The sequence below is a fragment of the Streptomyces sp. NPDC059957 genome, assembly GCF_042730015.1.
Taxonomy (GTDB): Bacteria; Actinomycetota; Actinomycetes; order Streptomycetales; family Streptomycetaceae; genus Streptomyces.
Genome location: NZ_JBHWMB010000021.1, coordinates 55,517 through 79,860, shown reverse-complemented (window position 1 = coordinate 79,860; position 24,344 = coordinate 55,517). Strand labels below are relative to the sequence as shown.

Annotated in this window: 26 protein-coding genes and 5 pseudogenes; 9 read left to right on the top strand and 22 right to left on the bottom strand. The window is 68.0% G+C overall.

All coding sequences use genetic code 11. The annotated features are described in order from the left end of the window. Positions 1-240 precede the first annotated feature (240 nt). Entirely contained in the window at positions 241-573 is a 333-nt protein-coding gene (locus ACFWBW_RS16685) for an FG-GAP repeat domain-containing protein (RefSeq protein WP_385373031.1), read from the top strand. A 218-nt stretch (positions 574-791) separates the two neighbouring features. On the opposite strand, the pseudogene ACFWBW_RS16680 reads toward ACFWBW_RS16685, so the two are convergent. Continuing rightward, positions 792-2,000: pseudogene (locus ACFWBW_RS16680) on the bottom strand (IS3 family transposase). Between the two features lie 134 nt (positions 2,001-2,134). Between ACFWBW_RS16680 and ACFWBW_RS16675 the strand changes: the two are divergent. Further along, positions 2,135-2,431: a hypothetical protein gene (locus ACFWBW_RS16675; RefSeq protein ID WP_385373029.1), complete on the top strand. Its 297-nt coding sequence runs from the start codon at positions 2,135-2,137 to the stop codon at positions 2,429-2,431. 1,016 nt (positions 2,432-3,447) lie between these two features. Continuing rightward, positions 3,448-3,765 carry a hypothetical protein gene (locus ACFWBW_RS16670; RefSeq protein ID WP_385373027.1) on the top strand — a complete coding sequence of 106 codons (318 nt, stop codon included), beginning with the start codon at positions 3,448-3,450 and terminating at the stop codon, positions 3,763-3,765. Positions 3,766-4,120: 355 nt separating this feature from the next. Here the strand turns inward: ACFWBW_RS16670 and ACFWBW_RS16665 are convergent, their stop codons facing one another. Further along, positions 4,121-4,717, bottom strand: coding sequence for a hypothetical protein (locus ACFWBW_RS16665; protein WP_385373025.1), 597 nt, complete (start codon positions 4,715-4,717; stop codon positions 4,121-4,123). Between the two features lie 23 nt (positions 4,718-4,740). After that, positions 4,741-5,013, bottom strand: a pseudogene (locus ACFWBW_RS16660) (ATP-binding protein); the annotation flags it as partial. 20 nt (positions 5,014-5,033) lie between these two features. Here ACFWBW_RS16660 and ACFWBW_RS16655 point away from each other — a divergent pair. Continuing rightward, positions 5,034-5,147: pseudogene (locus tag ACFWBW_RS16655) on the top strand (ATP-binding protein); the annotation flags it as partial. A gap of 73 nt (positions 5,148-5,220) precedes the next feature. Beyond that, positions 5,221-5,634, top strand: a complete 414-nt coding sequence (locus ACFWBW_RS16650; RefSeq protein ID WP_385373024.1) for a hypothetical protein — start codon at positions 5,221-5,223, stop codon at positions 5,632-5,634. Positions 5,635-5,641: 7 nt separating this feature from the next. Here ACFWBW_RS16650 and ACFWBW_RS16645 read toward each other — a convergent pair whose 3' ends face one another. After that, positions 5,642-5,890, bottom strand: a complete 249-nt coding sequence (locus ACFWBW_RS16645) for a hypothetical protein (RefSeq protein WP_385373022.1) — start codon at positions 5,888-5,890, stop codon at positions 5,642-5,644. Between ACFWBW_RS16645 and ACFWBW_RS16640 the strand changes: the two genes are divergently transcribed. Continuing rightward, positions 5,891-6,046: a hypothetical protein gene (locus tag ACFWBW_RS16640; RefSeq protein WP_385373020.1), complete on the top strand. Its 156-nt coding sequence runs from the start codon at positions 5,891-5,893 to the stop codon at positions 6,044-6,046. Here ACFWBW_RS16640 and ACFWBW_RS16635 read toward each other — a convergent pair. Next, positions 6,021-7,349: an IS30 family transposase gene (locus ACFWBW_RS16635; RefSeq protein ID WP_385373018.1), complete on the bottom strand. Its 1,329-nt coding sequence runs from the start codon at positions 7,347-7,349 to the stop codon at positions 6,021-6,023. The two genes, ACFWBW_RS16640 and ACFWBW_RS16635, sit on opposite strands and share 26 nt — an antisense overlap. 120 nt (positions 7,350-7,469) lie before the next feature. Beyond that, positions 7,470-7,907 (bottom strand): hypothetical protein, encoded by a 438-nt coding sequence (locus ACFWBW_RS16630; RefSeq protein ID WP_385373016.1) that lies wholly within the window; start codon positions 7,905-7,907, stop codon positions 7,470-7,472. A gap of 486 nt (positions 7,908-8,393) precedes the next feature. On the opposite strand from ACFWBW_RS16630, the gene ACFWBW_RS16625 reads away from it, so the two are divergent. Beyond that, entirely contained in the window at positions 8,394-8,951 is a 558-nt protein-coding gene (locus ACFWBW_RS16625) for an ALF repeat-containing protein (protein ID WP_385373014.1), read from the top strand. A gap of 354 nt (positions 8,952-9,305) precedes the next feature. Here the strand turns inward: ACFWBW_RS16625 and ACFWBW_RS16620 are convergent, their stop codons facing one another. The 4 genes from ACFWBW_RS16620 to ACFWBW_RS16605 form a co-directional block, all read right to left on the bottom strand. After that, entirely contained in the window at positions 9,306-10,361 is a 1,056-nt protein-coding gene (locus ACFWBW_RS16620) for a hypothetical protein (protein ID WP_385373012.1), read from the bottom strand. A gap of 189 nt (positions 10,362-10,550) precedes the next feature. Then, positions 10,551-11,006: a transposase gene (locus ACFWBW_RS16615; RefSeq protein ID WP_385373010.1), complete on the bottom strand. Its 456-nt coding sequence runs from the start codon at positions 11,004-11,006 to the stop codon at positions 10,551-10,553. Next, complete coding sequence (locus ACFWBW_RS16610; RefSeq protein ID WP_385373008.1) at positions 10,940-12,148, bottom strand: ISL3 family transposase; 1,209 nt, start codon at positions 12,146-12,148, stop codon at positions 10,940-10,942. Before ACFWBW_RS16610 ends, ACFWBW_RS16615 begins: the two co-directional genes overlap by 67 nt. 178 nt (positions 12,149-12,326) lie before the next feature. Beyond that, on the bottom strand, positions 12,327-12,761 hold the full coding sequence (locus ACFWBW_RS16605) for a hypothetical protein (RefSeq protein WP_385373006.1): 435 nt from the start codon (positions 12,759-12,761) through the stop codon (positions 12,327-12,329). 165 nt (positions 12,762-12,926) lie between these two features. Between ACFWBW_RS16605 and ACFWBW_RS16600 the strand changes: the two genes are divergently transcribed. After that, positions 12,927-13,451 carry a hypothetical protein gene (locus ACFWBW_RS16600; RefSeq protein ID WP_385373004.1) on the top strand — a complete coding sequence of 175 codons (525 nt, stop codon included), beginning with the start codon at positions 12,927-12,929 and terminating at the stop codon, positions 13,449-13,451. 519 nt (positions 13,452-13,970) lie between these two features. Continuing rightward, positions 13,971-14,561 (top strand): uridine kinase, encoded by a 591-nt coding sequence (locus ACFWBW_RS16595; RefSeq protein ID WP_385373002.1) that lies wholly within the window; start codon positions 13,971-13,973, stop codon positions 14,559-14,561. Here the strand turns inward: ACFWBW_RS16595 and ACFWBW_RS16590 are convergent. The 12 genes and pseudogenes from ACFWBW_RS16590 to ACFWBW_RS16535 form a co-directional block, all read right to left on the bottom strand. Next, positions 14,544-14,954 carry a hypothetical protein gene (locus ACFWBW_RS16590; protein WP_385373000.1) on the bottom strand — a complete coding sequence of 137 codons (411 nt, stop codon included), beginning with the start codon at positions 14,952-14,954 and terminating at the stop codon, positions 14,544-14,546. The two genes, ACFWBW_RS16595 and ACFWBW_RS16590, sit on opposite strands and share 18 nt — an antisense overlap. Then, positions 14,938-15,300 (bottom strand): Ku protein, encoded by a 363-nt coding sequence (locus ACFWBW_RS16585; RefSeq protein ID WP_385372998.1) that lies wholly within the window; start codon positions 15,298-15,300, stop codon positions 14,938-14,940. The genes ACFWBW_RS16590 and ACFWBW_RS16585 overlap by 17 nt, the downstream gene beginning before the upstream one ends. 327 nt (positions 15,301-15,627) lie before the next feature. After that, on the bottom strand, positions 15,628-16,725 hold the full coding sequence (locus tag ACFWBW_RS16580; protein ID WP_385372996.1) for a barstar family protein: 1,098 nt from the start codon (positions 16,723-16,725) through the stop codon (positions 15,628-15,630). Positions 16,726-17,135: 410 nt separating this feature from the next. Further along, positions 17,136-18,329: a HEAT repeat domain-containing protein gene (locus tag ACFWBW_RS16575; RefSeq protein ID WP_385372994.1), complete on the bottom strand. Its 1,194-nt coding sequence runs from the start codon at positions 18,327-18,329 to the stop codon at positions 17,136-17,138. A 285-nt stretch (positions 18,330-18,614) separates the two neighbouring features. Continuing rightward, positions 18,615-18,857, bottom strand: coding sequence for a DUF2716 domain-containing protein (locus ACFWBW_RS16570; protein WP_385373098.1), 243 nt, complete (start codon positions 18,855-18,857; stop codon positions 18,615-18,617). Continuing rightward, a pseudogene (locus ACFWBW_RS16565) lies at positions 18,839-19,060 on the bottom strand (DUF2716 domain-containing protein); the annotation flags it as partial. The pseudogene ACFWBW_RS16565 and the gene ACFWBW_RS16570, both read right to left, overlap by 19 nt. A 467-nt stretch (positions 19,061-19,527) precedes the next feature. Further along, positions 19,528-19,872 (bottom strand): hypothetical protein, encoded by a 345-nt coding sequence (locus ACFWBW_RS16560; RefSeq protein ID WP_385372992.1) that lies wholly within the window; start codon positions 19,870-19,872, stop codon positions 19,528-19,530. 127 nt (positions 19,873-19,999) lie between these two features. Next, positions 20,000-20,452 (bottom strand): hypothetical protein, encoded by a 453-nt coding sequence (locus ACFWBW_RS16555; RefSeq protein ID WP_385372990.1) that lies wholly within the window; start codon positions 20,450-20,452, stop codon positions 20,000-20,002. 230 nt (positions 20,453-20,682) lie between these two features. Continuing rightward, positions 20,683-21,345 carry a hypothetical protein gene (locus tag ACFWBW_RS16550; protein WP_385373096.1) on the bottom strand — a complete coding sequence of 221 codons (663 nt, stop codon included), beginning with the start codon at positions 21,343-21,345 and terminating at the stop codon, positions 20,683-20,685. 5 nt (positions 21,346-21,350) lie between these two features. Continuing rightward, positions 21,351-22,326 (bottom strand): annotated as a pseudogene (locus tag ACFWBW_RS16545) (hypothetical protein). Between the two features lie 865 nt (positions 22,327-23,191). Next, a complete protein-coding gene (locus ACFWBW_RS16540) occupies positions 23,192-23,713 on the bottom strand; it encodes a hypothetical protein (protein ID WP_385372988.1) in 522 nt (173 codons plus the stop codon). Between the two features lie 106 nt (positions 23,714-23,819). Continuing rightward, positions 23,820-24,329, bottom strand: a complete 510-nt coding sequence (locus ACFWBW_RS16535) for a hypothetical protein (RefSeq protein WP_385372986.1) — start codon at positions 24,327-24,329, stop codon at positions 23,820-23,822. Between the last annotated feature and the right edge of the window lie 15 nt (positions 24,330-24,344).

Sequence of the window (24,344 nt, the reverse complement as noted above, 5' to 3'; positions counted from 1 at the left end):
CCGCTCTGAGGGCATAGCCCCGATCGTAGGCACCAGCCCACCACCCCGTCCGTGAATCGCCTCCAACCAGAGCCACTAGCTGCTCGCCAGTGGGTGTAACCGCCAGTTCGGTGCGCCCGCAAGCGCCGTCGACGTGGTCGAGCAATGCCTTGGCCTCGGCCCTGCGGTGGTGCCCCCGGGCCGACGGCAGCCCCACAGGGCCCGTACACGCCCCGCACCCGGGTCGGCGGCGGCTGGAACATGTACACCCAGCTCATCGGCTCCGCCGACATCACAGGCGACGGCCGCCCTGACCTCCTCGCCCGCGACACCACGGGCGTCCTGTGGCTGTACAAGGGCAACAACAACGCGACCAACCCGTTCGACGCCCGCACCCGCGTCAGCTCGGGCTGGAAGACCTACAACCAGCTCAGCATCGTCGGCGACCTCACGGGCGACAACCGCGCCGACCTCGTCGCCCGCGACACCACGGGCGTCCTGTGGCTGCACAAGGGCACCGGCAACCCGACCGACCCGTTCGACGCCCGCACCCGCGTCAGCTCCGGCTGGAACACCTACAACCGGCTCCTCTGAGCACAGCCCCATCCCGTGTGGCCGGTACAGGCGCCAACTGGTACCGGCCACAGCGGGCCACACTTCCCGCGCGAAGTGTGCGAGCACCCGCTCGCGCGGAACTGCCGCCCACTCCCGGCCCAACCCACCCAAGGCCGCATGTGCACGGTCCGGCCTATGCGTGGCCCGTCGCCTTCGCTGTTCGCAGGATGGGCCTTGCCCCCTGATTTTGAACACGTCTATGCGGCTCGGGCCAGGGTAGTTGCTGCTGGTTGGAGGGCGTTCTCGTAGGCGATCGGGGATCGCTGGCCGAGGCGGGAGTGCCTGCGTCGGGTGTTGTACCGGGTCAGCCAGCGGAAGGCGTCGAGCCTGGCCTCACGCTCGCTCGACCAGGCCTTCCGGCCTTTGAGCGCCTCCCTCTTGAAAGCGGCGTTGAAGCTTTCCGAAGCGGTTGTCCGCGCTAGACCCGATCGCGCCCATGCTCTGACGGACCCCTGCTGACCTGCGGATTTCAGCGAAAGCCCTGCTCGTATATTGCGATCCGTGGTCGGTGTGGATCATCGATCCGGTCAGGTTCCCGCGGGTCGGCTCAGCGGCCGCGAGGGCGTCGATGACCAGCTCGGTGCGCATGTGATCGGCGATCGCCCACCCGGCCGAACGGCGTGAGGCAAGGTCGATGACGGTCGCAAGGTAGAGGGGCTTCGCGCCGTTGACCGGTAGGTACGTGATGTCGCCGACGTACTTCATGTTCACCTCGGATGCGGTGAAGTCACGTCCGAGCAGTTCCGGTGCCTTCGACGCGGCCTGGTCCGCGACGGCGGTGCGGTGCCGGCGGCGCAGACGGACTCCCTCGAGCCCGATGGTCCGCATGATCCTGGCGACGCGCTTGTGGTTGACCACCGGACCCTCCTCGTCGCGGAGTTCGGCGGTGATCCTGGGGGCTCCGTAAGTGCCGTCGGAGTCCTGATGAATCTTGCGTATCCGGGCCGCGATCCCGGCTTCGACGACCTGCCGGGCCGCTCTTGCTGCCGCGGTGCGGCGCCAGTAGTAGAAGCTCGAGCGCGAGAGCCCGAGGATGTTGCAGAGCCGCTTCACGCCGTGACGGCGCTGGTGATCTTCAACGAACTGGCAGCGGTTCACCAGCGCGTCTCCGTCGCGAAATACCGGGCCGCCTTGCGGAGGATGTCGCGCTCTTCCTCCAGCTCGCGGATCCTCTTGCGGGCGGCGGCCAGCTCCGTCTGAACGGCGTCGCCGCTGGCCTGCGAGGCGGTCGGCTGTGTCAAGTGGGAGCCGGGGCGGCGGCCGTCGGCGGCCCGGATCCAGTTCCGCAGTGTCTCGGTGTTCACCCCGAGATCGCCGGCGACCGACTTGATCGTCGCTCCCGGCCCCGACCGGTACAACGCGACCGCGTCCGCTTTGAACTCGGCGGGGTACTGCTTCATCCCCACGGGGACTCCGTTCTCCTGGACCATCAAGATCCAAGTGTCTCCGGTGTCCAAAACCCGGGGTCAAGGCCCACCTTCTTGTCCTGCGGACAGGTGCGTGATCAGCTTCGGAGATGGGGGCCGAGGATTCCGAGCACATGAAACTCATCCACCGCTGGCTCGCCGGCGAGGTGGTCAACAACACCGTCGGCATCAAGGTGACCGGCGGCCCGTTCAACGGACGGACCAAAATCGTCCAGCTCGATCAGGACGGGCTTCCACCCGCACGCCTTCGTACTCGCGGCGGCCGGGGTCAGACACCTGGACCTGCTGCCTGGCACATCTACGAAGCCGTCCCGGCCCCCGATACTGCCGCCGGCTGGACCTACGGATACGCCGGAGCCGACACGACTGACGCTTCCACCGAGGGCCCCTCAGGCGCCCACACGGCTTGACCAAGAGATAGGGGCACCCCTCTGCCCGACCCTCGCCTCTCGCCGAGCTCCGGAAAGGCAAGCACGGCCTCCACCTCGCTCTGGCTCATCCCGAACCGGACCGGCCCCACACCCACCAGCGGATCCAACACCCACCACGGCCGCTCCTGAAGCTCCCTACGCCCCCACTCCACCCGACACCCTCCACACGCCCTGGCCACGGGCACCTTCCACCCGCCGATCATGGAATGACCCTACGAGCCTCCTCTGACACCCAGACCGCCGACGAACATGTAAGGACCGCGACCGTCAGCCGGGCATCGACCCCAGCCCCGGGCATAACCGGGTGTCACCCGGCTTCCGGTAGACGGGTGCTGCTCCTGGACCGGAACCCCCTGCCCGGCAACCGGATCGCTCGCCAGGACAGCCGGCGTGAGCACGGCGACGTCCGCGACACTGCGCGTACCGGCTGCCTCCGCCACGATCCGCGCCGCGAACTCGCCCTCCCCCGAAACCTGCAGACCCACATCCAGGAACACAGGAAACGACGCGAGACAGAGGCAGGAGACGGAGCTCGTACTCGAGGTCACGGCAGGCGGCGTCGGTGAGGTCAGCCAGCCGCTCTGCGGCCCACCGGACATCGGTGTCCTGCTCCTGGGCGGCAACGAGTTCGCGAGTCGCGGCCGCCAGGAGGACGCGCAGCGGGTCGATGTCCACCACGCGCAGGTCGTCAGAAAACTCCAGGACGGTGGCGGGCGCGAGCAGGTCGTCCACCACCTTCAGGTGCCGGCCGGTCATCGAGACCCCTTCGCCCGGTTCGGGCTGTGCTCCATACGCACGTCCTCTCCCGTGACGACGCCCCTTCACGGCCTACTGCCGTATCCGGGCGTATCGCGTCAGTCCACAAAAGGTCTATCCGACGCGTCCCTTCCCCCGGCTACCGTTTCGGCATTGCGACAACAGCCCGGCGCATACCGGCCGGTGAATCCCGTGACCGGCCGCACACACTCGTCCTCCGTACCTGACCTGGAGTCCCCGTGATGGAACCCACCTGGCGCTTGATGCTCGGCCCTGTCCTGGTCGGCGACCTGCATCAGTACGAAGTCGACATGCCCTGGTGGATCTGCCGCTTCGTCCCCGGGCCCGGCTGGCCAGGAGTCCGCGAGCTATACGAAGCCTTCGAGCAGTGGCTGGACCGGCGCGAACCAGACCCCAACGGCATCAAGGGTGTTGAAGTCATAGGTCCGATTGCCGCCCTCGGCATGGAACTGGAGGCCCCGGACGGAACCCGCATGCCAGTCCCCCGGCGCGCCCTCGTGTGGATCCGAGACGACATCGCGCGCGTGCGCTGCTGAAGAGCCACCGCAGACCCAACCCAACGCGACGACCCATACGGGGCCGGCGTCGGCTGTACCGGCCGGCTCGGCCACAGCCGCGGTTGTGGTGGCCGGGACCGCGCCTGGATCACCGCCCTACACATCTCCGGCCTGATCGTCACTCACGCGCACCGACTCACCGAACCGCGCCTACACAACTCCTTCACCCGCGAAAACGGACCGGCATCCAGGTGCCCGTCGTCGCACTAGGAAGGGGTGCCCACCGATCGCCACCCTCCGTGCTGGCTTCACGGGTTGTCGGCGCACTCCTGTGAGTGCTCCACCAAGTACAGAGATACGTGCACCAGTAGCGGAGGCTGTGAGCTTATCGACGTCATCCCGCGGGCATGGCGGTGGCAGGGCGATGAACCTCCAGGATGACTGCGGTGCCGGCCACGGCTCGGTCCTCGTGCATGTTGATCTGCTGGCCGGGCTGGAGGTGCGTCCAGTGGGAGGGGGCGAGGGGCACGAGTCGAACCGTGGCTCGCCCGCTGGGCTCCAGATAGGGAATGTCCTCAACCCAGAGACGGGCAATACTGACCGCACGTCCACCGGTGGGCGAAAGGTGGCCGATGTCCCACATGGGCCGCAGAACACCGGCGCCGGAGATTGGCGTCGTGCGTCGCGACTCGGCGGCAGGACGGAGCGTCAGATCCGCCCGGATCACGCCGTTGCGGATCTCGGAGCACCGCCAATGGCACCAAGCTGCGCTCCGCTCAAGCCGGTGCTGCTCAGCCGCGTCGGCGAGCTTCTCCCAAAACGCCAGCGGGAGCGAGCGACCGTCCCCGAGCTCCTCCAGCAGGCCCAGGGCGATCTCCCACTCGTCGTGGACGAGGTAGCCCCAGATGTCTCGCATCGTGATGTCGTTCTCGGTGGCGGTCTCTTCCGGAGCCAGAAGGGAAGCTGATTCGAGCAGCTCAGGGACGTCCATGCGCTCATTGTCGACCACATGAACTATTGGGCTGCGCTTGCCTGGTCTCGCTCGATGGCAGCGAGCCGGTTTTTGAGCCGGTAGCTGGGCCCGTTGATGGAGATGACGTCGCAATGGTGGAGGAGGCGGTCGAGGATGGCGGTGGCCAGGACCTCGTCGCCGAACACCTGTTCCCATTCGCTGAAGGTCTTGTTCGAGGTCAGGATGATCGAGCCCTTTTCGTAGCGCTTTGGGATCACCTGGAAGACCAGGTTGGCCTCCGCGCGTTCGAGGGGCTGGTAGCCGACCTCGTCGATCTATGCGGATATCGACATAGATCGACGAACTCGGCTACATGGAACTCGACCGGCGTGGCGCCGAACTCCTCTTCCAGGTCCTGACCGAACGCGAGGAGAAGAACAGCGTCGCGATCGCCTCGAACGAGTCGTTCGGCAAGGCGCACATGTTCCGGCGAACCTGTGCCAGGCAGTGCCGAAACTTCACGGGTTCCGGCAGGAACTCGGATGCTGCATGATCGAACGATACTGATCGAGCTGGAGAAGGTCGCAAAGTTTCCCTGGAGTCCATGGCTGGCTCAAATCCGGACCCCGTTCGGACGGACCGCGGTCCGCTGGTGCGGTGACCAGACCGCGGCGCCAGGCGAGTACCACGTCGAGTGGACGGTGGACGAGGACATTGCCTGGGGACGGAACGCAAAGCCGGCCGTCGGCGTCGGACCGGGCGTCCGGCCCGGCGGGCACTGCGTTGTCCTGCGCGGACGGCTGGACCTCACCGTCGACGGCGCCGCCGTGCTGGACTTCGATGGCACGCAGATCCTGCTGGACGTTGCCGATCCGCTGCCCGAAGGTGTTGCCGGCACATGGGTCGAGCTCTTCATCGAGCGCGAGAAGATCGCTCTCTACCCGTACGAACTCTGACCAGACGTCACTCCATGGCCGTGTCCCACTCCGCCAGGCGGGTCTCATCAATGCGGTCGGACAGATAGATCATGGTGGCCTCCGGGTCCATGCCGAACGCGGCGGCGACGAGCTTGGGGTCCATGGTGTTGACCAGGTCGAGCAGTCGAGTGCAGCGGATCATGCGGGGTGGGAAGCCGCAGGCGTCGAGGACGTGACTGACGTAGGCGGTGGATGCCGGGATCCGTCCGGACTTCGTCTGGCGGGTGACCATCACGTGCGGATTGTCCGTCTTCTGCTCAGCCGCGGACTGCCCCGCTCGGTCAACAACATCGCCTGGCAGTCCCTCATCGCCGCCTTCACCGAGGAGAAGGGAATCGTCGACGAGTCCTCCACCCGCACCGCCATCACCGAGACCCACGCGACAGAGTGAGCACGAAGCCGACACCGTGTTCACGACGACCCCGGCGGCCTGACGGCGAATTCCAGCGATCGTCGCAACACGTGATCGTTGTGTCAGACGGTAAGCAGCTTATGCAGGCACTCGGCTGGGTTTCCCAGCCGAGCGTTTTGCGTGGTCTGGAGTTGAGCTCGCCGGCCACGGTGTCGAGGGCATCGCGGTCATGGAGGGCCAGGTCGGTGCCCTTGGGGAAGTACTGGCGGAGCAGGCCGTTGGTGTTCTCGTTGGAACCGCGCTGCCAGGGGCTCGCCGGGTTGCAGAAGTAGACCGTCATGTCTGAGGCCGTCGTGAACTCGTGATGGCGTGCCATCTCGGCGCCTTGATCCCAGGTCAGAGACCGCTTGAGCTCGCCTGGCAGGTTCTTCACGGTCTCGACCAGGGCGTCACGGACGCTGACGGCGCCGTGGTCGTCGGGCAGGTGCACCAGCATGAGGTAGCGGGTGCTGCGCTCGACCAGCGTGCCGATGGCTGAGCGGCCTTCGCGGCCGATAATGAGGTCGCCTTCCCAGTGGCCGGGGATCGCACGGTCTGCTACTTCTGCGGGCCGATCGCTGATCATGACCATGGGGTGGGTGTAGCGAAGCTGGCGGGAGGTAGCCAGCCGGTGGGGCTTGCGTGCGACCCGGCCGGTCCGCAGAGACCGCGCCAGCTCACGGCGTAGTTCTCCGCGGCCCTGGACGTAGAGGGCCTGGTAGATCGTCTCGTGCACCACGTGCATCTCCGGGCGGTCGGCGAAGTCCCGGCGGAGTTGCTGGGCTATCTGCTCCGGGCTCCAGCGCCTGCCCAGACGGTCTTGGATGTACTCCCGAAGTTCGGGGCTATCCCCAATCTTGCTCGGTTTGGGGCGATGCCGGCGGGCCTCGGCGCGAGCCTGGGCAGCGTAGGGCCGGTAGAACCACTTCTTGCCGGTGCTGGTCGTGCGGTTGCGGGAGATCTCACGGCTGATCGTGGATGGACTACGGCCCAGCTCGGCCGCGATGGCACGGATCGTCGCCTGCTCGCGTAGGCGGTCGGCGATGTGGATGCGTTCGGCCTCGCGCAAGCACCGTGACGGTGACGAGTCGGCCGCCTGCTCTGATCGGGCAGGCGGTCGAAACCGCGTCGGATCCGACCGGCCATTGCGCCACTCCCGGCCGGTCCGTTCGTTGATGCCGACGATCTTGCATGCTTCTCGGTTGCTCGGCCCCTGGCCCACGAGCAGCAAGTATTGCTCCCGCTCCTTGCGAAGTTTCTTGTGCCCACCGACACCTCGTGACCGTCGGATCTTGGATTCCATCGCATCCCCTGAACTGGGGTGTTGCGACGATCACTGGAACTCAAGGACGGCCGCCGGGGTCGTTTCATCCCATCCCATCGACAACCAGCACGTCGCCCTCATGCTCATCTTCAGCGTCGCTCAACAGTCGTAGAACGCCGCCAGCACCGACACCGCGTGATTGATGGTTGCCGGGGCATAGCCCGACTTCAGGTACGGCTTGCCAGTGCGTGCGTTCAGCGACCCCGGAGCGGGCGCGTCAGGGCGGCGTCGGTCCCGCGCCGGGTTGTGGCACGTCCGCAGCCACAGAACGAAGTCGCGCACGTCCACGCGCTTCGCGCGGCTCCACTCGACGCCCACCGCGGCAAGGAACCGGAACCAGCGCAGCAGGTCAAAGGCGTAGGAACGGCAGGAAGCCGGAGTGTTGCCGCAAGCAAGCGACTCCCGCAGGAACTCGCTTGCCGGCATGATCGGCCGCCCGGCGCCATCAAGCACCACCCAGGGCAGTGTGGCGGCAGTGGTTGCCTCCACACTGCCGACCCGGGCCACCACCAGTCCAGATACTTCGCGTTCGGCCATCACCAGCGTCTCCGTCTCAACGGGAGCATCCCGAACGGAGACTCTCGACCTCACCACGCCGACACGTAGGACTCGCCGATAGTGCGGTCAACGGGTCGGTGGACCGCCTTGCCCGAGTACGACAGGCGGAACGAGAAGAGGTAGCAGCGGGTAGGCACCCCAGCGAGCACGATGTGCACGTCCCCGAAGTGGCAGACCGACGCCGGCCAGTAGGTCTACACGGTCCCCTGCGCGCATGGCCCAGCCGCACCGCCAGTACCGGGCAGGGCATCACCACGGACCTGGTCGAGATCGACGTCCCCGCCGACCGCGTGCAACCGATGCCCGGGGCCTCGTACAGGCGCGGAGCGCCGGGATCCCGGCCGTCAGCCAGCCGACCGCGTAGCGGCCACGGCCCGACTCACATCGAACATGCGTGTGGCATACGATCGGATGATCTTGCAGACAGAGGAATCGATCACCGGTCGGTTCCAACGAGGGGGATTCATGAACACCGTCCGCGCAGGACTTGTCTTGGCCGCTGCCGCACTCGCTCCGGCCCTGCTTGTCGCCACCCCGGTCTTCGCCGCCACTCCGCCCGGCACGCCGGTCGCGTCCAACGCCGTTGCCTCCGACACCGACAACGCAGCCGCGATCGCGCGTATTCTGGCCGACCCGGCGTCCGGCAAGGCCGTCAAGCGCGAAGCCAACAAGGCCCTCAGCGGCACCCCCGCCGACCGCACCGCGTTCCTCGCCACCGGCTACGCCAAGGCCCAGGACGAGGACAACTCGGTCGCCATCGCACGCATTCTCGCCAACCCGGCGTCCGGCAAGGCCGTCAAGCGCGAAGCCAACAAGGCCCTCAGCGGCACCCCCGCCGACCGCACCGCGTTCCTCAAGAAGGGACTGCGTCTCGCCCAGGCCGAGGACGACCGCGTCGCCGTCGCCCGGATCCTGGCCCGCCCCGGCATCAGCGCCGCCCTGCGCGCCGCAGCCAACAAGGCAATCGACGGCACCCCTGAGGAACTCCGCTACTTCATCACCGTCGGCCAGTACCAAGTCTGACCTGCCCTGCCAAGGCCGGGGTGGCAATGCCGAGTTGCCGCCCTGGCACGGCCACACCCCTGCCAGGCACAGCGCGCCAGGTAGAGCCTGGAGGGATGGACCCGGGAAGAGCACCTCGATGACCAGCCGTGATGAACCGGTGCTCGCCCCAATCGACGACCTCTTCGACCAGTGCGAACCAGGATCCTCCCCGAGGACAACCCCGACGGGCCGGTCAGCGTGGTCGGCGACTTCAATCACTGGCCCCCTCCGCCCCGCCTACCCCCTTCAGCCCCGCGGCGACGGGAGGCGTGCCGCGACCGCGAGCCTGCCCCGCCACAGTGCCCATTCCTGCCGCTACCTCGCCGCCGGCGACTACTGGTTCAACGACGAGACCGCCGACAGCGTGTTGACACTCAGCCGGCGGGCGGGACGCGTCCGAAGCCAGTACGAGCGGGCCGCGATGGTCAGGGCGATGCCGTAAACGGCGAAGGCGACTATCCCGATCCAGCCGACCAGCAGCGCGTCGCCCGAGGAGTGGAAGTCGCCGGGCCGCATCGTCACTACGCCGACCGTGGCCAGGGCCAAGTATCCGACCCCCACAACGCCGTACGGGGCGAGCGTGGCAGCGCCGAGCAGAGCCGGGGCGAGCGGGAGCCAGCGCGGCACCCGCCGGCCGCGCAGGAGCAGCGTCCAGCGTGGGAAGAGCTGCCCCCACGGGCGGACCAGGCCCCAGAGCAGGAAGACACCGAGCACGGCCAGCAGCGCGGTGGGGTCCAGACCCCAGGACTCCAGGGTGAGGAAGATCCCCGAGGCGCCGTTCCGCTCCGAGACCGCAAGTATCTCCTCACCAGTGATCCCCGCGAACGTCCCGCCGGACGCCCAGACCAGCTTCATCCCCGCGTACGGGACAAAGGCCAGCGTCCCTGCCCAAGCGGCGAGTTGGACGGGCCGCGATGCAGCGGACGGCGCTCGTACGGCAGCACCGGCGGGAAGGCGGTCGGACCGGGCCAGGGCCGCGAGCAGGACCGCCCCGACCGCCGCCAAAGCCTTGTTCGCGGCGGCCGCCCGACTGTCCACTCCCTGACCGACCATCAGCGTGATCACATCCATCAGCAGGCTGAACGCGGTGATCCCGGCCAGCCCGCAGGCCACCCAGAGCAACACCCGTAACTCCGGCCGCAGCCCGTACCGCACCACTGCCCCGCTGACCAGCGTCACCAGCACGCCCACCGCCACGACCACCCACCCCAGCCCGGAGGCCCATGAGCCACCGCCGTGAGGGAGCAAGGAGGTCCCGCTCAACGCGCACGCCAGGCCGAAGCCGGCATACAGCACCGCCCACAGCATCGTTGCCCAGGCCACCCAGCGCGGCCATCTCTGCAACGAGGCGCTCCAGGGCGCCTTCATCGTCCCTGCAACACCAGTCATGCTCTGAACGTCGCATCGACCAGGGCGGGTGGCGTCAGCCGCCGGAACCATCTGCCTCCCCCAGCCGGGTGAGCGACCCCTAATACCAAGGTACTAGTGACGGAGCGTGACTTCTCAACTGGCCGTCCGTGGGGAATCTGGACGGTTCTGATCCACTTCTTGTGGGGTGGTTGCGGAGGGTGACGTTCTTCAGTCCGCGAGGAGTACCTGCAGGCGGAGGAGATCGAATCCGGCACGGCCGTACCCGTCCCTCTTGATTCGCTTCACCCGATTTACGTTGCCCTCGACCTTGCCGGAGTTCCATTCCAGGGTGAGGCCGGCGGTGACGGCGTCGAAGTCCTGGCGGAGGCCGCGGGCCAGGCTCTGCAGCGGCTTCATCCCGGTGGCTTCGGCGATGGCGAGCCATTTCTCCAGGTCGCTGCCACGGCGCTCGGTCATCATCGTGGCGAAGGAGCGGACGCATGCAGCGACGGTGTCCAGTTCGGGACTGCGCGACAGGAGCTTCTTGAGCTTGAGCGTGCTGCTCTCGTCCAGGTTGTCCGGGTGGGATGTAATCAGCCAGGTGGCCGTGCGGATCGTCAGCGTCTTGGGCTTGTCGGGTGCGGGTTTGCCGCTGGCGCGGATCCCCTGGAAATGCCGGCGCACGGTCCGTTTGCTGCCGGTGAAGCCGAGCTCGGTGATTTCGGCATGGAGCCGTGCCGAGTCCGTGCAGCCCTCGTTCCAACGCCGGAGGAGGTAGGGCGAGTAGGCGTGGATTCGCCCTGGCGGCGCGATCCGGTGGCCAGCGACGCGTCCTCGGGCGTGGCCGCGTGCGCGTACCGGCGCACGGTTTTGCGGTCCAGTCCGAGGGCCTCGGAGATCGCCCGGACCGGGACGCCCTTGTCGTAGAGGTCGTGCACGGCAGCGTGACGCTCGTGGCGCCGGATCACGCGCATCCCCTCCGGCCGCACCGGCACCTCCTCCTTGGTCGCGGACTTCGGCCCGTCGGTGGCGCCAGCGGGCGCGTCCTCGGTAGCCTCGGCGAGGCAACTACGGTGCGTTGCAACGCACTTCTCGACGGCTTCGCACAGGTTCTTCCACAAATGGAACCGGTCTGCAACCTGGATCGCTTCGGGGCAGGCGGTGCGTACGGCCTCGGCGTAGGCGCTGGCCCGGTCCCGGCAGACGATCTCCGCTCCGGGGTGTGCACGGAGCCACGCGGAGAGGGTGTCCGCGGTGCGGTCGGGCAGGATGTCGACGCGTTCGCCGGTCTCCATGTTCAAGATGATCGTCCCGTAGACGTGGCCCTTTTTCAGGGCGAAATCACCGATGCCCAGCACACGAGGTGCGGCTTCGACGTCCCTGTCCGGAAGCCTGCGTACGAGCCTGAGCAGGGAGTTCGCACTCGTCGGGATGGACAGATGCCCAGCTAGCCGGGCACCGGGACGTCCGGCGAGCGCCAGAGCGATCTTCTCCAGCGAGCGACGCAGGAGCGGCGTGCGCCGCGCGAACCGCTCCGTGAGCCCGTCCACTTGCTCGACGAACGTACGGCGACCGCACCCTGCTGCCGGGCAGAGGAAACGTCGCACCAGCAGGTCGATCACAACCCGCTGCCCGGCCGCCGCGAGGTCGGCAAGGCGCCGCCGGTAGCCACCATGGACACGGCCGGACACGGTGCCGCAGTCGGGACACGCCGCCTCGCTCGTCACCGTCCGCGCCGTGAGGGCTATCCCGCCGCCCTCCGCTCTGACCTCGTCCACCACCACGGAGGAGAGGTGGGAAAACGCCATGGAGAACGTCGAGAACACGCTGCATCACACGAACAGCCATCCTTCCAGCCCGCTGTGACGCCGCGTCGCTGCCCCACAAGAAGTGGATCAGAACCATCTGGACTGGCCGCACACGCGCGACGCCCTGGCCTACTACCTGCCGAAGCGGTAAACGACTCCAGTCAGCGGAAAGGGCTCCACCGGCCGAAGCGGGCCATCAGCTTACGGGCCGCGTCCTCGTCGAGCCCCAGATGGGCGGCGCCTGTGCGGTGTCGAGGTCGTTGGCGGTGCCGCGGGCCGCCCAGTACCCGACCCGCTCGGCAACCACCCCCAGTCGGCGGGCGGCCCGCACCGCCGCGACCGGGGAAGTCTTCGCCAGCCGCTCGATCTCTCCCTCCAACCGCGTCAGCAGCATGGTGACCGTCTCCGGCAGAGGGACAGCCCTCGCCTCCACCTGGCCCGTGTGCCCGTCCCAGTCCTTGAGGCAGGCCTCCGCCTGGTCCTCCCCGCCGTCGTCCAGGTCCTGCTCGCCCATCGCCTCCCAGTCCAGACGGTGCTCCGCGCCGGCCCAGCCACAGGAACACACCGCGCGCAGCGCGGCCGCACGCGGCGCGTACGGCCAGCGGCCGTCGTAGACGGACCACTGCGCCACCGCCTCCCCTCCCCCACCGGAGGTGCTGAGGCCACCCGGGCCACCGTACCGATCTCGCTGACCCGTGCTCCCACCGCAGGGCCCAGGAGCCGCTCCGGCGGATCCCCGTGACAGACTCCTCCCTCGAACACGGGGGCGAGTAACCCCCTGACCTGGGGTGGGACTATGAGTAGGACGAAGTGGACTGCCGTGATGGCGGCGGTCATCGCGCTCGGCGCGGCGGGCTGCGGTGGCACGGGGGCGGGAGCCGGGGCCGTCGCGGTGTCACCCCGGCCGGAGGGCACCGGCCCCCTCACTCGGGAGGTCGTGCGCACGGACCTCGACACCTCGGCGGCGGCCGCGAAGGCGCCGGCGACCGACGCGGAATGGGCCGCCATGCCCGAGGATGCTGAGCCCGGCACGCTGTCCTCGTGCGTCGTCGCCTTCAAGGGATTCGAGACCGATACCGCACCGCTGGACCATGAACGCTTCGAAGCGACACTGCGCGAACTGGGCAAGCGCGGATGGAAGCAGGTCGGGAAGCCGGAGCAGGAGAAGGACAAGAAGGGCGAGGTGTGGACCTCCAAGGTGCTCCTTGACCAGCGAGGCTGGAGGATCGTCGCCGAGTACAGGGAGGGACCGACCGGGAAGAGCACGATCTCCTTGCCTGCCTTCGAGAACACGTGTGTTGATGCCCAGGGCGGGCACTGAGCGCACTGGGCATCAACCGGCCAAGTGTGGAGATGGTTGTCAAGAATGGGCAGGCCACCACCTGTGGGACCCTGCGCCTCATCGACGGACTAGATCGAGGCAGCGCCGCCCTGCTGACGCTGCCCTGCCGCTTGTAGGCGATCCCCACTGATCGCGCCGGACCCATCCAGCCGAGCCTCACAACCTGGTCTAAGTCGACGCGGCGGGCGCCCAAACGCGTCGCGGCCTGGTCCGGGCCGAGGGGCACGTGCCATTCCAGAGGGGTGGGAAGGGCCCGGTGGCGCGCGAGGGCAGCCACCGGGTCCGGGTGGACCCCGGGGAACTCGGCCTCCCCGCCTCGGTAGACCGCGGGTACCGGTGGTACGACTACACCGGATCCCCAAGGGTCTGACCCGGCTACCGGCACGACTGGCCCGATCCCTCCTGCACGATCACCGGACCGTTCTCAAGCCGCTCCGACGGCGGCGGTCACACTCACCCACGGATGCCTCCGGCGGACTCATGAAACCGCATTCCCACATGCCCTACCTGACACAACAGGTCGTCCTGCTCATTGGTGGTGGTGCCGGCTCCGGCAAGACCACCCTCGCCCACACCTTGGCCAAGGCCGTACCCCAAGCGGGCCTCGTCCACCTGGACCTCTGCTACTACAGCGGTCCAGACGATGCCCCGAGCGTTCCCCGTTTCGACGGGCCAGGCCGGCTCGTCGACTTCAGCGACCCGCACGCCCTCGACCCCGCCCTCATCCGTGCCGCGCTGGCCCAGCACGCCGACGCCGCTCTCGTGATCGTGGAGGGCACCTTCGCCCTCGCCCTCCCTGAGCTCACCGCTATCGCCGCCGTGACCGCGTTCGTTGACACCCCGGCGGACATCCGGGTGGTCCGCAAGACGCTCCGCAAAATCCAGGAGGGCAAGGACCCCGCTCCAGGACTACTCGGGTACGGCACCAGCCGCCTGTCCTACACCCGCCATGTCGCCCCCACCCGCGAGCACGCGGACATCGTCCTCGACGGAACGCGCCCGCCGGCCGAACTCGTCACCGAGCTCCGGGCTCACCTGACTGATCCGCGCGAAGGCGGACTTGGCCACGGGTCAGGCGCTGCGGGGTGACGTCTGGCGGGCGCGGGCAGCGGTCCTTTTCGACGCCGTCTTCTTGGCCGGGGCGTCGGTCTTGATCTCGTGGACGGTCGCGTCCTCCTGGCCGTGCTCGCCGCGGGCCGCCTTCACGTCCTGCACCGACTTCTCCAGGGCGGCCATGAGGTCGACGACCTGTCCGCTGGGTGCTTCGGCCGGCTCAGGGGTCTCGGCCCGGACGCCTTCCGCCTTGGCCTCGATGACGGCTTCGAGGGCCTCGCGGTACTCGTCGTGGAGATCCTCCAGGGGGCGGCCCGAGAGCGCCTCGGCCAGGGCAACCGCAGCCTGCACCTCCTCCTCCGGCAGGTTCACGTCGGCCGGCGGGGTGCTGACACCGTCGGTGGATCGCAGCTCATCCGGCCACAGCATGATGCAGGCAAAGGGCCTCGCCGACGACCCGGAGCAGGGCCAGGCGTTCCCGGCCGCGGAGCGCGACCTTCGCGACGGCCACCTTGCTGGAGCGTTCCAGGGCCATGCGCAGCAGGACGTACGGCTTCGCCGAGGCCGGACCGCTGGCCATCAGGTAGTAGGGCCTGCCGACCGCAATGGGGTCGATCGAGGAGGCCGGGACGAAGCAGACGATGTCGATCGTCTTGGCCGTGGGGAGCGGCATCCCGTCGAGGTCTTGGTCGGTGACCTCCACGAGGGTGCCGGTCGCGGTCTCGTAGGCGCGCCCGATGTCCGCCTGGCTCAACTCCTGGCCCGTCGAGCTCACACCGCTTGGAGTACCGAACTCGGCCGCCGTCCGTCGTATGGATCTGGAGGAAGGAGATCGAGTGATCCTCGGTTGCCGGCACAAGGGCCACCGGAATCGTGACCAAGCCAAAACTGACAGCTCCGCTCCATGTCGGTTTCAAGAGACCTCCGTCACCGCGTGGCCCCCTCTCCCCAGCGTCCCACCGGCGAGGACCTCCTGTGACTTAGCGTCGTAGTTGGCCCCGTCGGCCAACTACGACGCTAAATTCCTGGCCCGTGGGCCAGGCGGTCCGGCTCCACCGCCACTCCCGAGCGCATCACCGCTGGGGAGTAGCTGGACAGCAGCTCATGCCAGGGTGACGTCCATACCACCCTCGGCGAGGGCCTCAAGGACCGCGGTGAACAAATCGTAGGGCTGGCCTTCCGGTGTCAGGGTCTGGGAAAGGTGCTCGCGTGCGATCACGGCGTCTCGCCAGAGCAGGGTGGCGGGGGCGGTGTAGCCGAAGGTGCCACGCAGGCAGTCGTCCAGGGCGGCGAGACAGCCGCCGAAGTAGCCACCCGGCCCGTTGACCGCCTCGCCGAGCGCTAGGTAGAGGGCTGGTTCGTCGGTGATGTGCCGGCCATCGAGTTCGTAGGCGTGACCGGCTGGCCGGTCGTGGTGGGATCGTCGGCAGGCACTCTCTCGGACGAGGTCATGCCAGGCCCCGCGGCGGCGGGTATCGAGGCCGGCCCAAGCATTCACGGCGTCCGGCGGCCCAGCGAGCCACCGGTCCCAGATGGGCCGGGCGTATTCGGGAACGGGCGTGAAGCGGCCCCCGTCGAGCTCCAGGTCGATCAGGCCCGCCCCGCGGGAGGAGGGGCGCCAGTCGCTGACCGTGGCCCAGATCAGCCGATCAGTAAGCAGGTCACCGTGGCTGTCCCGTATCTCCAAAGCGGCTTCCTCCAGATCCAGCGCCCGCCGGGTGCCCTTCATCAGCCCCACCCTCAGCTGATCGCTCTGGGCGAGCCCCCGCAGGACAAGGGAGGGCTGCAGCTGCTCGGGCGACAGAACGCGGGCGAATTCCCGGCAGGAACCCAGCCAGCGGTGCCCGTCGTGCAGGCGAACGCGGCCCCTGTGCCCCTCGGGCGGACCTACGTAGTCGTCCAGGCCGGTGAGCAGCAGACTGTCCGTCCCGGGGACCTGCCCCGAAGTCTCCGCGTCCTCCAACAGCCAGGCGTCGAGTGCCTCGTCATCCGGCACCAGCCACACCCGGCTGCCGACCCAAGCGGGTACGCCGGATTCCTCCGGAACCCAGCCGAACAGTTCGTACGTCCCGCGCTGGGATTCTCCGAACAGTCCCTCCGCCTCGGCGCAGACGCCCCAGACGTGGCCGTCCTCCGTCCGGGTCAGCGTGTACCGCGCGAACCCGAGCTCGTTCTCGTCTCCATGCACAGCGGGAATCATGCCCCGCCCGCGTTCCGACGGCGAAGCCGGGATGTCCTGCCGGCCGCAGACTCGCGGCCGTCCCTGGCCAGCGACGCGAATGCTCGGTGTCAGTCGGTACGACTCGATGTCATCCGGAGGCAGTCGGCTCAACGCCATGGGGCAATACAAGATCGTCAAGGGGTGCAGAGGTGCGACCAGGGGTGGGGTCCAGGATCTCGTGGCTCGCCCAGACCCGGGAGGGCCCGCACAGGGATTCCCCCCGAAGTCATCGCAGGTAGAGGCGGGCGTCGTCACTCCGCATGCCAACTAGAACGCTAAGTCTCACAACGTCACTGTGACTGGGCGCCGCAGGTGGCCCGAATGGACAACTTCGATGCTCAGCCTCAGGCGCGGAACGTCATGGGTCTAGGGTGCGGTGGCGGGGAAGGTCACAGCAGCGCAGCGATGCCCTCCTGGTCCTCGGGCAGCCCGGCCGTGCGGAACCACAACCTGTTCCCGCCGATGCCGCTCGTCACCTTGTCGGTGTCTACGAAGGCCCGCAACAGGTTGCGTTGGGCGGGGGTGAGCGGGTGGGTCGGGTCATAGCCACCCGCAAAGGCTTTGAGCAGGATCGGTCCACGTTCGTGGTCAGTCACCGATGTGCCGCCGGCGGCCACGATGGTGATCATCACTGGTTCCACTTCCTCGATGTTTTCGGCCAGGGCGAGCGCGGAGCACAGGACTGTGAAGCGGAACCAACCGTCCAACCCGGGCAGTGGCTCGGGGAACCAGCTGTCCGTCGTTCGCGGGTCCCGCAAGGCGTCGAGGAGAACGGCAAGAGCGCGTGGCCGATCGAAGGGGGTGGGACCGAGAGCGGCGCAGACCCGCACAGCTGGGTCGGCGTCGGAGAGCAGGTCGGAGGTGTCCGCCCCCCACTCGCCGAGCGCCCGTGCCACACTCGCTCGCTCCCGTCGCCCTGCCACGGGGCCCAGGTGTGCCCGCAGCAGCGTGGCGGCCCGCGGCACCCGGTCGGTCAGCCCCGGGGCACGGAGGAGTGGCACTGCGGCGCCGAGTGCGGCCTCACGGACATGGGGATCGGGAGAGGAGAGGAACGGCTCGACAGCGTCGTACAGGGTGGGGCGTATCTCCCGGCACGCGTGCAGTGCGGCGAGCTCGTCCGGGTCCTGCTCACGGCGGGTGTCGTCGTGCCAGGGTTTCCACTCCCAGTGGCTTCGGTCGCGCGCCGGATCCTCCCCATAGGCGGCAGACTCGGCAACCTGCCCCAGCCAGACGAGCAGGGCAGCCCTCAAACTGCGTGGTGGTCCGTCGTCCCACGGGAAGTGCCCCTCGTGCTCGGCGAGGCCCACGGGGTGGTCGAGGATCGCGGCGACGAACAGCGCCGCGGGCGCGGTGACGGTGTATAGAGAGCCCTGGTGCAGCACGCCCATGTCCAATGCGGCAAACGCTTCGGACCGAACCTCGGGATCTTCATCCATGAGCGAGCACAGGGAAACCGGTATGTCTTCGCCGGAGCCGTAGGCATGCTGGAGAGACCCCCAGTCCGTCCCCAACAGCAGCTCACGGGCCGCTGCCGGCAACCCACCCAGGATCCGTGCCATGCGGGCAATCTCGCTATCCGTCATGGACGCACCCTGCCAGCACCCACCGACAACGCCCCCTTCTCGGAAGGGGGGACGAACACGCGGACGCCACGGTCCTGGCCATGCGGAACGCTCAGCACGACAACTCCAGTGCTCACTGGACAGAACCAGTGCGCAGTCACAGTGTGACTTAGCGCCGTACTTGGCCCGTCCGGCCAACTACACCGCTCAGCTCGTGCCGCAGCGACTGAGGCCCAGTAAGAGATCCTGGGCTGTCGCTGTGCCCGTATCCCGAGTTGAGGGAGACGCAACGCAGGGCCGATACCGTCACTCGCGGTGCCTGATCGGAGTTCCAAGGAGTTCGGCTAGGTCCGCCTCGACGGCCGCAAGCAGCGTCGGTCCCCAGACGGTCAGTGTTTGTTCCCACGGGTGGCCGAAGGTGCCCAAGCGCAGGTCTTCGGTGATGTGGAGGTAGTAGTCACCGTTGGGGAGGTGCCCTTGCCGGGTCGGGGCGGCCGGCCGGGGACGTCGGTGCGGCGGGGGTCGTAGCGGTAGCCGTCGTGATTCCAGTCGAGCCAGTGGACGAACTCCCCGGGCTCGGTGGCGGTGAGCAGTCCGCGGTGGACGATCGCGTCGAGCCGTTCGGGGAGGTCGGGGACGAGCCGGTGGTGGGAGTGCAGGTTCCAGACCGCGGAGGGAACGGGGTCGGTGATCGCGGGCCGGTAGGTGGTGCTCGGCTTGAAGTCGAAGTCTGCGTAGAAGCGGTCCCACATAGGGCCGTCGTCGTGGAGCCAGTCGAGAAATTGTGCGGGGCGGGTGGTCTCGGGGCTGCCCGGCGGGCTCCAGTGGTAGGAGCGGACGGTGGCGGCCTCGGTGAAGCCGGCCTCCAGGAGGCTCTCGCGCAGGGAGCCCCCGGCCTCGGCGAGCAAGGGGGTGCCCGAGCCAGGCGCTCTGGCGCCGGTCGGTGCAGGCTCTGACGAAGTCCGGATCGTCGCTGGTGAGGCCACCGATGAGGGTGAAGGGGATTTCATGGCCGTACGCCCAAGCGACGTCGGTGACAATCCCGTTCTTCAGCAGGACCTCGATGAGGACGTCGCCCTCGTCCGAGGAGCCGTCCGCGATCATTTCTGCGTACGGTGCTGCGTGGGGGCCGGGGGAACCGACGGCGATCTCCCAGGCCCGCTGGGCCTGGTCCCGCACCCGGTACAGGTCATGCACCCCCTCCCTGGGCTCCGCCACGTCAACGGGCTGCTCGCGGGGCAGCGGGGCGGCGATCAGCACGGAGCGCTCCCAGCCCGGGGTGAACCCCGCCGCTGTCAGTTCCCTGTCCCAGGTCGGGCAAATCGTGCCCGTACACCTTCCACTCCACCGGCTCACCGCGCTCCGCGAAGGCGGTCTGCTGGCGTCGCACCACTGCGGCGGTGTCCGTGCCGGGGCCGAGGGGAGCGTGCTCAGCGGTGCCGTGCGTGCCGTAGTGCCGGCGGACGACAGGCCCGTCCGCCTCGACGACCACCCCGACCGGATGCCACGCGGGAACCCGCCCCCGCAGCCCCTCGTACATCGCCCACCATTCACCCAGGTCCATGATCAGGAGCCTAGACGGGCCCCGCACGGGCCAAGTAGACCGCTCAAGGGCCAACTTCAGCGCTTAGTCACATGTGACTGAGCGTCGTAGTTGGCCAGCCTGGCCAACTACGACGCTCAGCCGCGAGTCAGTGGAACCAGGCGACGAGGCGTACGTTCTCGGCACCGTGGATTTCGCTGAGGATGCGCATGACCTTCCAAACTGGGCCCCAGTGGGTGTCGATCCCCGCGGCTGAGGCGCGGGTTCGCGTGCCCGAGGCGTCGGTCTCCTGCCAGTCCGTGGTCTCCAACTCGGACCAGGTCAGCCAGGTCGTCCCGTGCACATAGCGGGGGCCGCCGCAGTCGGCGAACTCCCGCCGCAGCCCCTCCGAGGCGTCATCCGGAAAGCCGCGATCCTCCGCCAGGGGCCGGAAACCGAAGTGGTTGCGGATTCCGAAAAGACAGGCCAAGCCGTCGTAGGCGTTGGCCATGTTCAGGAGGAGGAGATCGATGCCGGCCTCCCATGCGGAGTCCTCGTCGTCAGGGCCCCACAGGCGGGCTCCCGGCCGGCACTCGATCATTCCGCTGACATCTGTCGACATGGGGAGATCCTGCCTGCGCAGGCCAGGGGGCAGCACCTCCATTTCCAGGGCTCCCGTGGCACCGGTCGAGTCCCGACTCGACCCGCTTTGCACGGCTCCGGCCAACTAGAACGCTCAGTGGCCAACTACGACGCTCAGTCACATTCACTCCTGTGACTGAGCGCTCTACTTGGCCCCTACGGCCAACCCGAACGCTCAACGGTGGGACCGACGAGTTTGACACTCGGGAGTCAGGTGCCGCCCAGGCCCCACGCATCGAGTCCGCCGTAGATATAGGCCCTGAGGCAGTGGGGGGCGCCAAAGCCCGAGGCTTCGCCGCGGTAGACGGCGATCAGAGAGTCTTTGCCCCGCCACCAGGTGTCAGCGAGTCCCTGGACTTCAGGTACCTGCTCGAATCCGTCGAGGTCCAGTTCTTCGACGGCGGAGCCTTTAATCTTCGTGATGGTCTTGGCCCAGTAGCCCGCGTGGTCGGCCAGCGCCAGGGCTTCGACCCACCCCTCTGTGCTGGCGTGCAGCGGTGTCCAGCGGTCGGCGTCGATCCCGAACTCGCCTTCCGGCCCGATCATGAACCCGTGGGCCATCGAGACACGGCAGCAGCCGGCCGAGAATCGCCATCCGTCCACGGCCGAGCCTTCGGGCACATCGGCCTCCAGAACGCGCGGGCCGCCCTCGTATTCGGGGGCCGGGGGCAGAGCGATGCCGCCCCAGCGGCCCTGGAAGGCCACGGCCCGGTCGATCTCCGCAGCGGGGATCCCGCGTTCAAGCCATCCTTCCCGCCAGAGGGCGAGGTCCCGGCGGGGAACACGCAGGCCGTGCACCTCAACGAAGTACCGAGCTCGTCGGGTCAAGCCTTCAGGCGCCTGAGGGGTCAGCGGCACTCGGATGTCTGCCATCACGGTTACTGCCTCTCGCAGGGGGAGGTCGGTACGGCCGGGTGCGGCGGTGCGGACGGCTGCGAAGAGCTGGACCAACGGACCGGGTCGCCGCCGGGGCCGCCGGTGAGCCAGGAACCGTCACCCAGGGGCACCAGCTCGTATGGGTTGCTCGCCTGGACGGTGATTTCGCCGCTGAGCGTGCCCGTGCGTACGTCGACCAGGTGGTAGCGGAACCACTCCTCCTCGTCCTGGCTCTCACCGCCCAAGGTGACGATGGCCGTGGTCAGGTAACCGCCGCTCCATTCCACGAAGGACTCCTCCGGGTCGTACCCGAAGGCTTCGACGGGGAGAGTGAAGAGCACGTCCCCGCTGGGGTGGACGTGGAAGGCGACGTCCGCCTGCCCGTGGTCTACGGTCATGAGCTGCTTCCCGGACGGAGCCAGGTCGATCAGACAGCGGTCCGACCACGGGTACGTCACGCCGGCTCGTGGTCCGCCCCGTACTCCGGAGGATGACGGAGCCGTCCTGGCCCTCACCGATGTCGAGGTAGATGCTGCCGTCCACGGGATGCACGTGGTGGAAGGCGCCGTGCCCAACCGTCTCCCGCTCCCGGCGGGCGAGAACCACACCGCTATCAGCGTCGTGCACCACCCACTGGTCCCCGCCCCCGCGCCCCGCCATGGCGTCCGGCCGGTAGACCCACACCGTCCGCCCGTCCAGAGACAGCGCACAGCCAGGCCGGTGACCATGGCGCACGTCAAAGTCCGAGGCCCACACGAGGTCGCCGGCACCCGTGAGGCAGACGACTCCGTTCAGCGTCGTGTACACGACCCGCCCCAGATCCTGCCGGACCACCGACGCTACGACCTCGTCGCCACCCCGCGGCTGGAACCTCGCTGCGGGCTCCAGCGTCCCGTAGACGCCGGCGCCCACGACGTAGGCATGGATCCACCCGTCGCGGTGACGCGTGATGACCTTCGGTAGCGGCTCAGGAATCATCCGCTGAGGCTAATGCCCAGGTCAGGCCGCTCAAGATCCGGGTCGGTCTGCGCCCCAGCAGGGTAGGCACAGGCCAACTACGACGCTAAATCACCAACTAGAACGCTAAGTCTCACATCCTGTTGCTTAGCGCCGTATTTGGCCCCGCCGGACGACTAGAACGCTAGATCTCGGACGCCACTGACCTGCGCAAACGCCAAAGAGGGCCGACATGGCGTGATGCCCACAACCCATGCTCCGGCGACTCAACAGGTGCCGCCCGTCTGACCTGCCCGTTCCTGAGCCGGGACAAGACCGTTGGATCGGGTCACGCTTCATGCAACCTGCGGTGGATTGCCATTCATGTTGGAACCAGTTCCGAGCGATCCCGGGATCGAGGTGTCCGTGACCGCTCTCCTGCAGACCTCCCATGGTGGCACCGCAGGTCCGCAACTGACCTTCAGATCCTCCGGGGACAGCTACCGGTCCACGTCTACGGGAACTCCACGCATCTGCAGCCGGGCCTTCAGGAACTCCATCTCCGACAACGTCCCCACCAGACCGTCGTGGCTCAGTTCCCCGACCAGTTCACGAGCCCGCGACAACGAGGCCGCTGAGACCTCCCGAAAGACCTTCAAAGCTGGCACAAGACTGGGGACCGAACCGACCAACCGCAGCCTGACAGACCCGTGCGCTGCGAGCAGAGCCCCCCGAACATCATCAGGCGCTGGTCCCGGACCAGCGTGTTCGCACAGGTAGGTGCCACAGGACCCGCATGAGAACTCCGAGTCCCACCACAACTCATCGTGCAGGATGAACTGGTTCACCTGCCGCACCGCCATGCTGCCGCACCCGCAACGCGATGCGATCTTCGCGGTCTGACCAGTCACCCGGGCTCCCCAACGTTCCAACCCTGCGGCAGGTCCTCGCCGCAGAACACGCATACGAAGTCCTCCTCCCGCACGATGTTGAGCTCCCGGCAAGAGCGGCATCGACGAAAAACCACCTCGTGCGTGAATCCGGACGGTCGATGGATCCCGATCCGATCCAGAGCCTCGGCCACGGCTGGCCATGAGCTGATGTCCGGGCAGTAGCCGGTCGACTGGTTGCTGACCTCCTCGACCAGCCACCGCCCGGACTCCTCACGGAAGCTCATCTCGCCGGCGCTCAGTACCTCTCCGCCGCCGGCACACACCACGTGCTCGCTGCGGCGCGGAGCCAGTCTCAGCACCCCGCCGCCATCGACGACGAACGTAAACGGCTCGGCCAACTCATCCAGGGACAGCGCAGAGACCCACTCGCCGAAGTCCGCCGACGAGCGGATGCTCCGACCATCACCACCCACCCGGACGAGCACCTTCAGCTGAGCCGGCCCCACATACCGATACCTCTGCCCCCGCGTCTCCACGCACACCAACCTAGTGGCTCGCACAGCAGGGACCTGGGGAATTACGGGCTCTGGTAAAGATCGCGATCGTTGCCCCGCCTGGCCAAGTAGCACGCGCAACCGTCTGTCAGTGGAACCAGACGACGAGACGTACGTTCTCCGCGCCGTGCACTTCGCTGAGGATGTGCATGACGCTCCAGACCCGGCCCCAGTCGGTGTCGATCCCTGCGGCAGAGGCGCGGGTTCGTGTGCCTGAGGCGTTGGTTTCCTGCCAGTCCGTGGTGTCCAGTTCGGCCCAGGTCAGCCAAGTGGTCCCGTGCACATCGTGGGGGACGCCGTAGCCGGCGAACTCAGCTCGCAGCCGAGACGAGGCGTCGTCCGGGAAGCCACGATCTTCCGCCAGGGGACGGAAACCGTACGAATTTCGGATTCCGAAGAGACAGGCCAAGCCGTCGTAGGCGTTGCCCCTGTTGAGGAGGAAGAGATCAATGCCTACCTCCCATACGGAGTCCTCGTCGTCGGGGCCCCATAGGCGGGCCCCCGGCCGGCACTCGATCATTCCGCTGACGTCGGTTGACTTGGAGAGATCCTGCCTGCGCAGGCCAGGAGCCAGCATCTTCATTTCGCGCGTGCGCACCTGTCCAGACTCCGC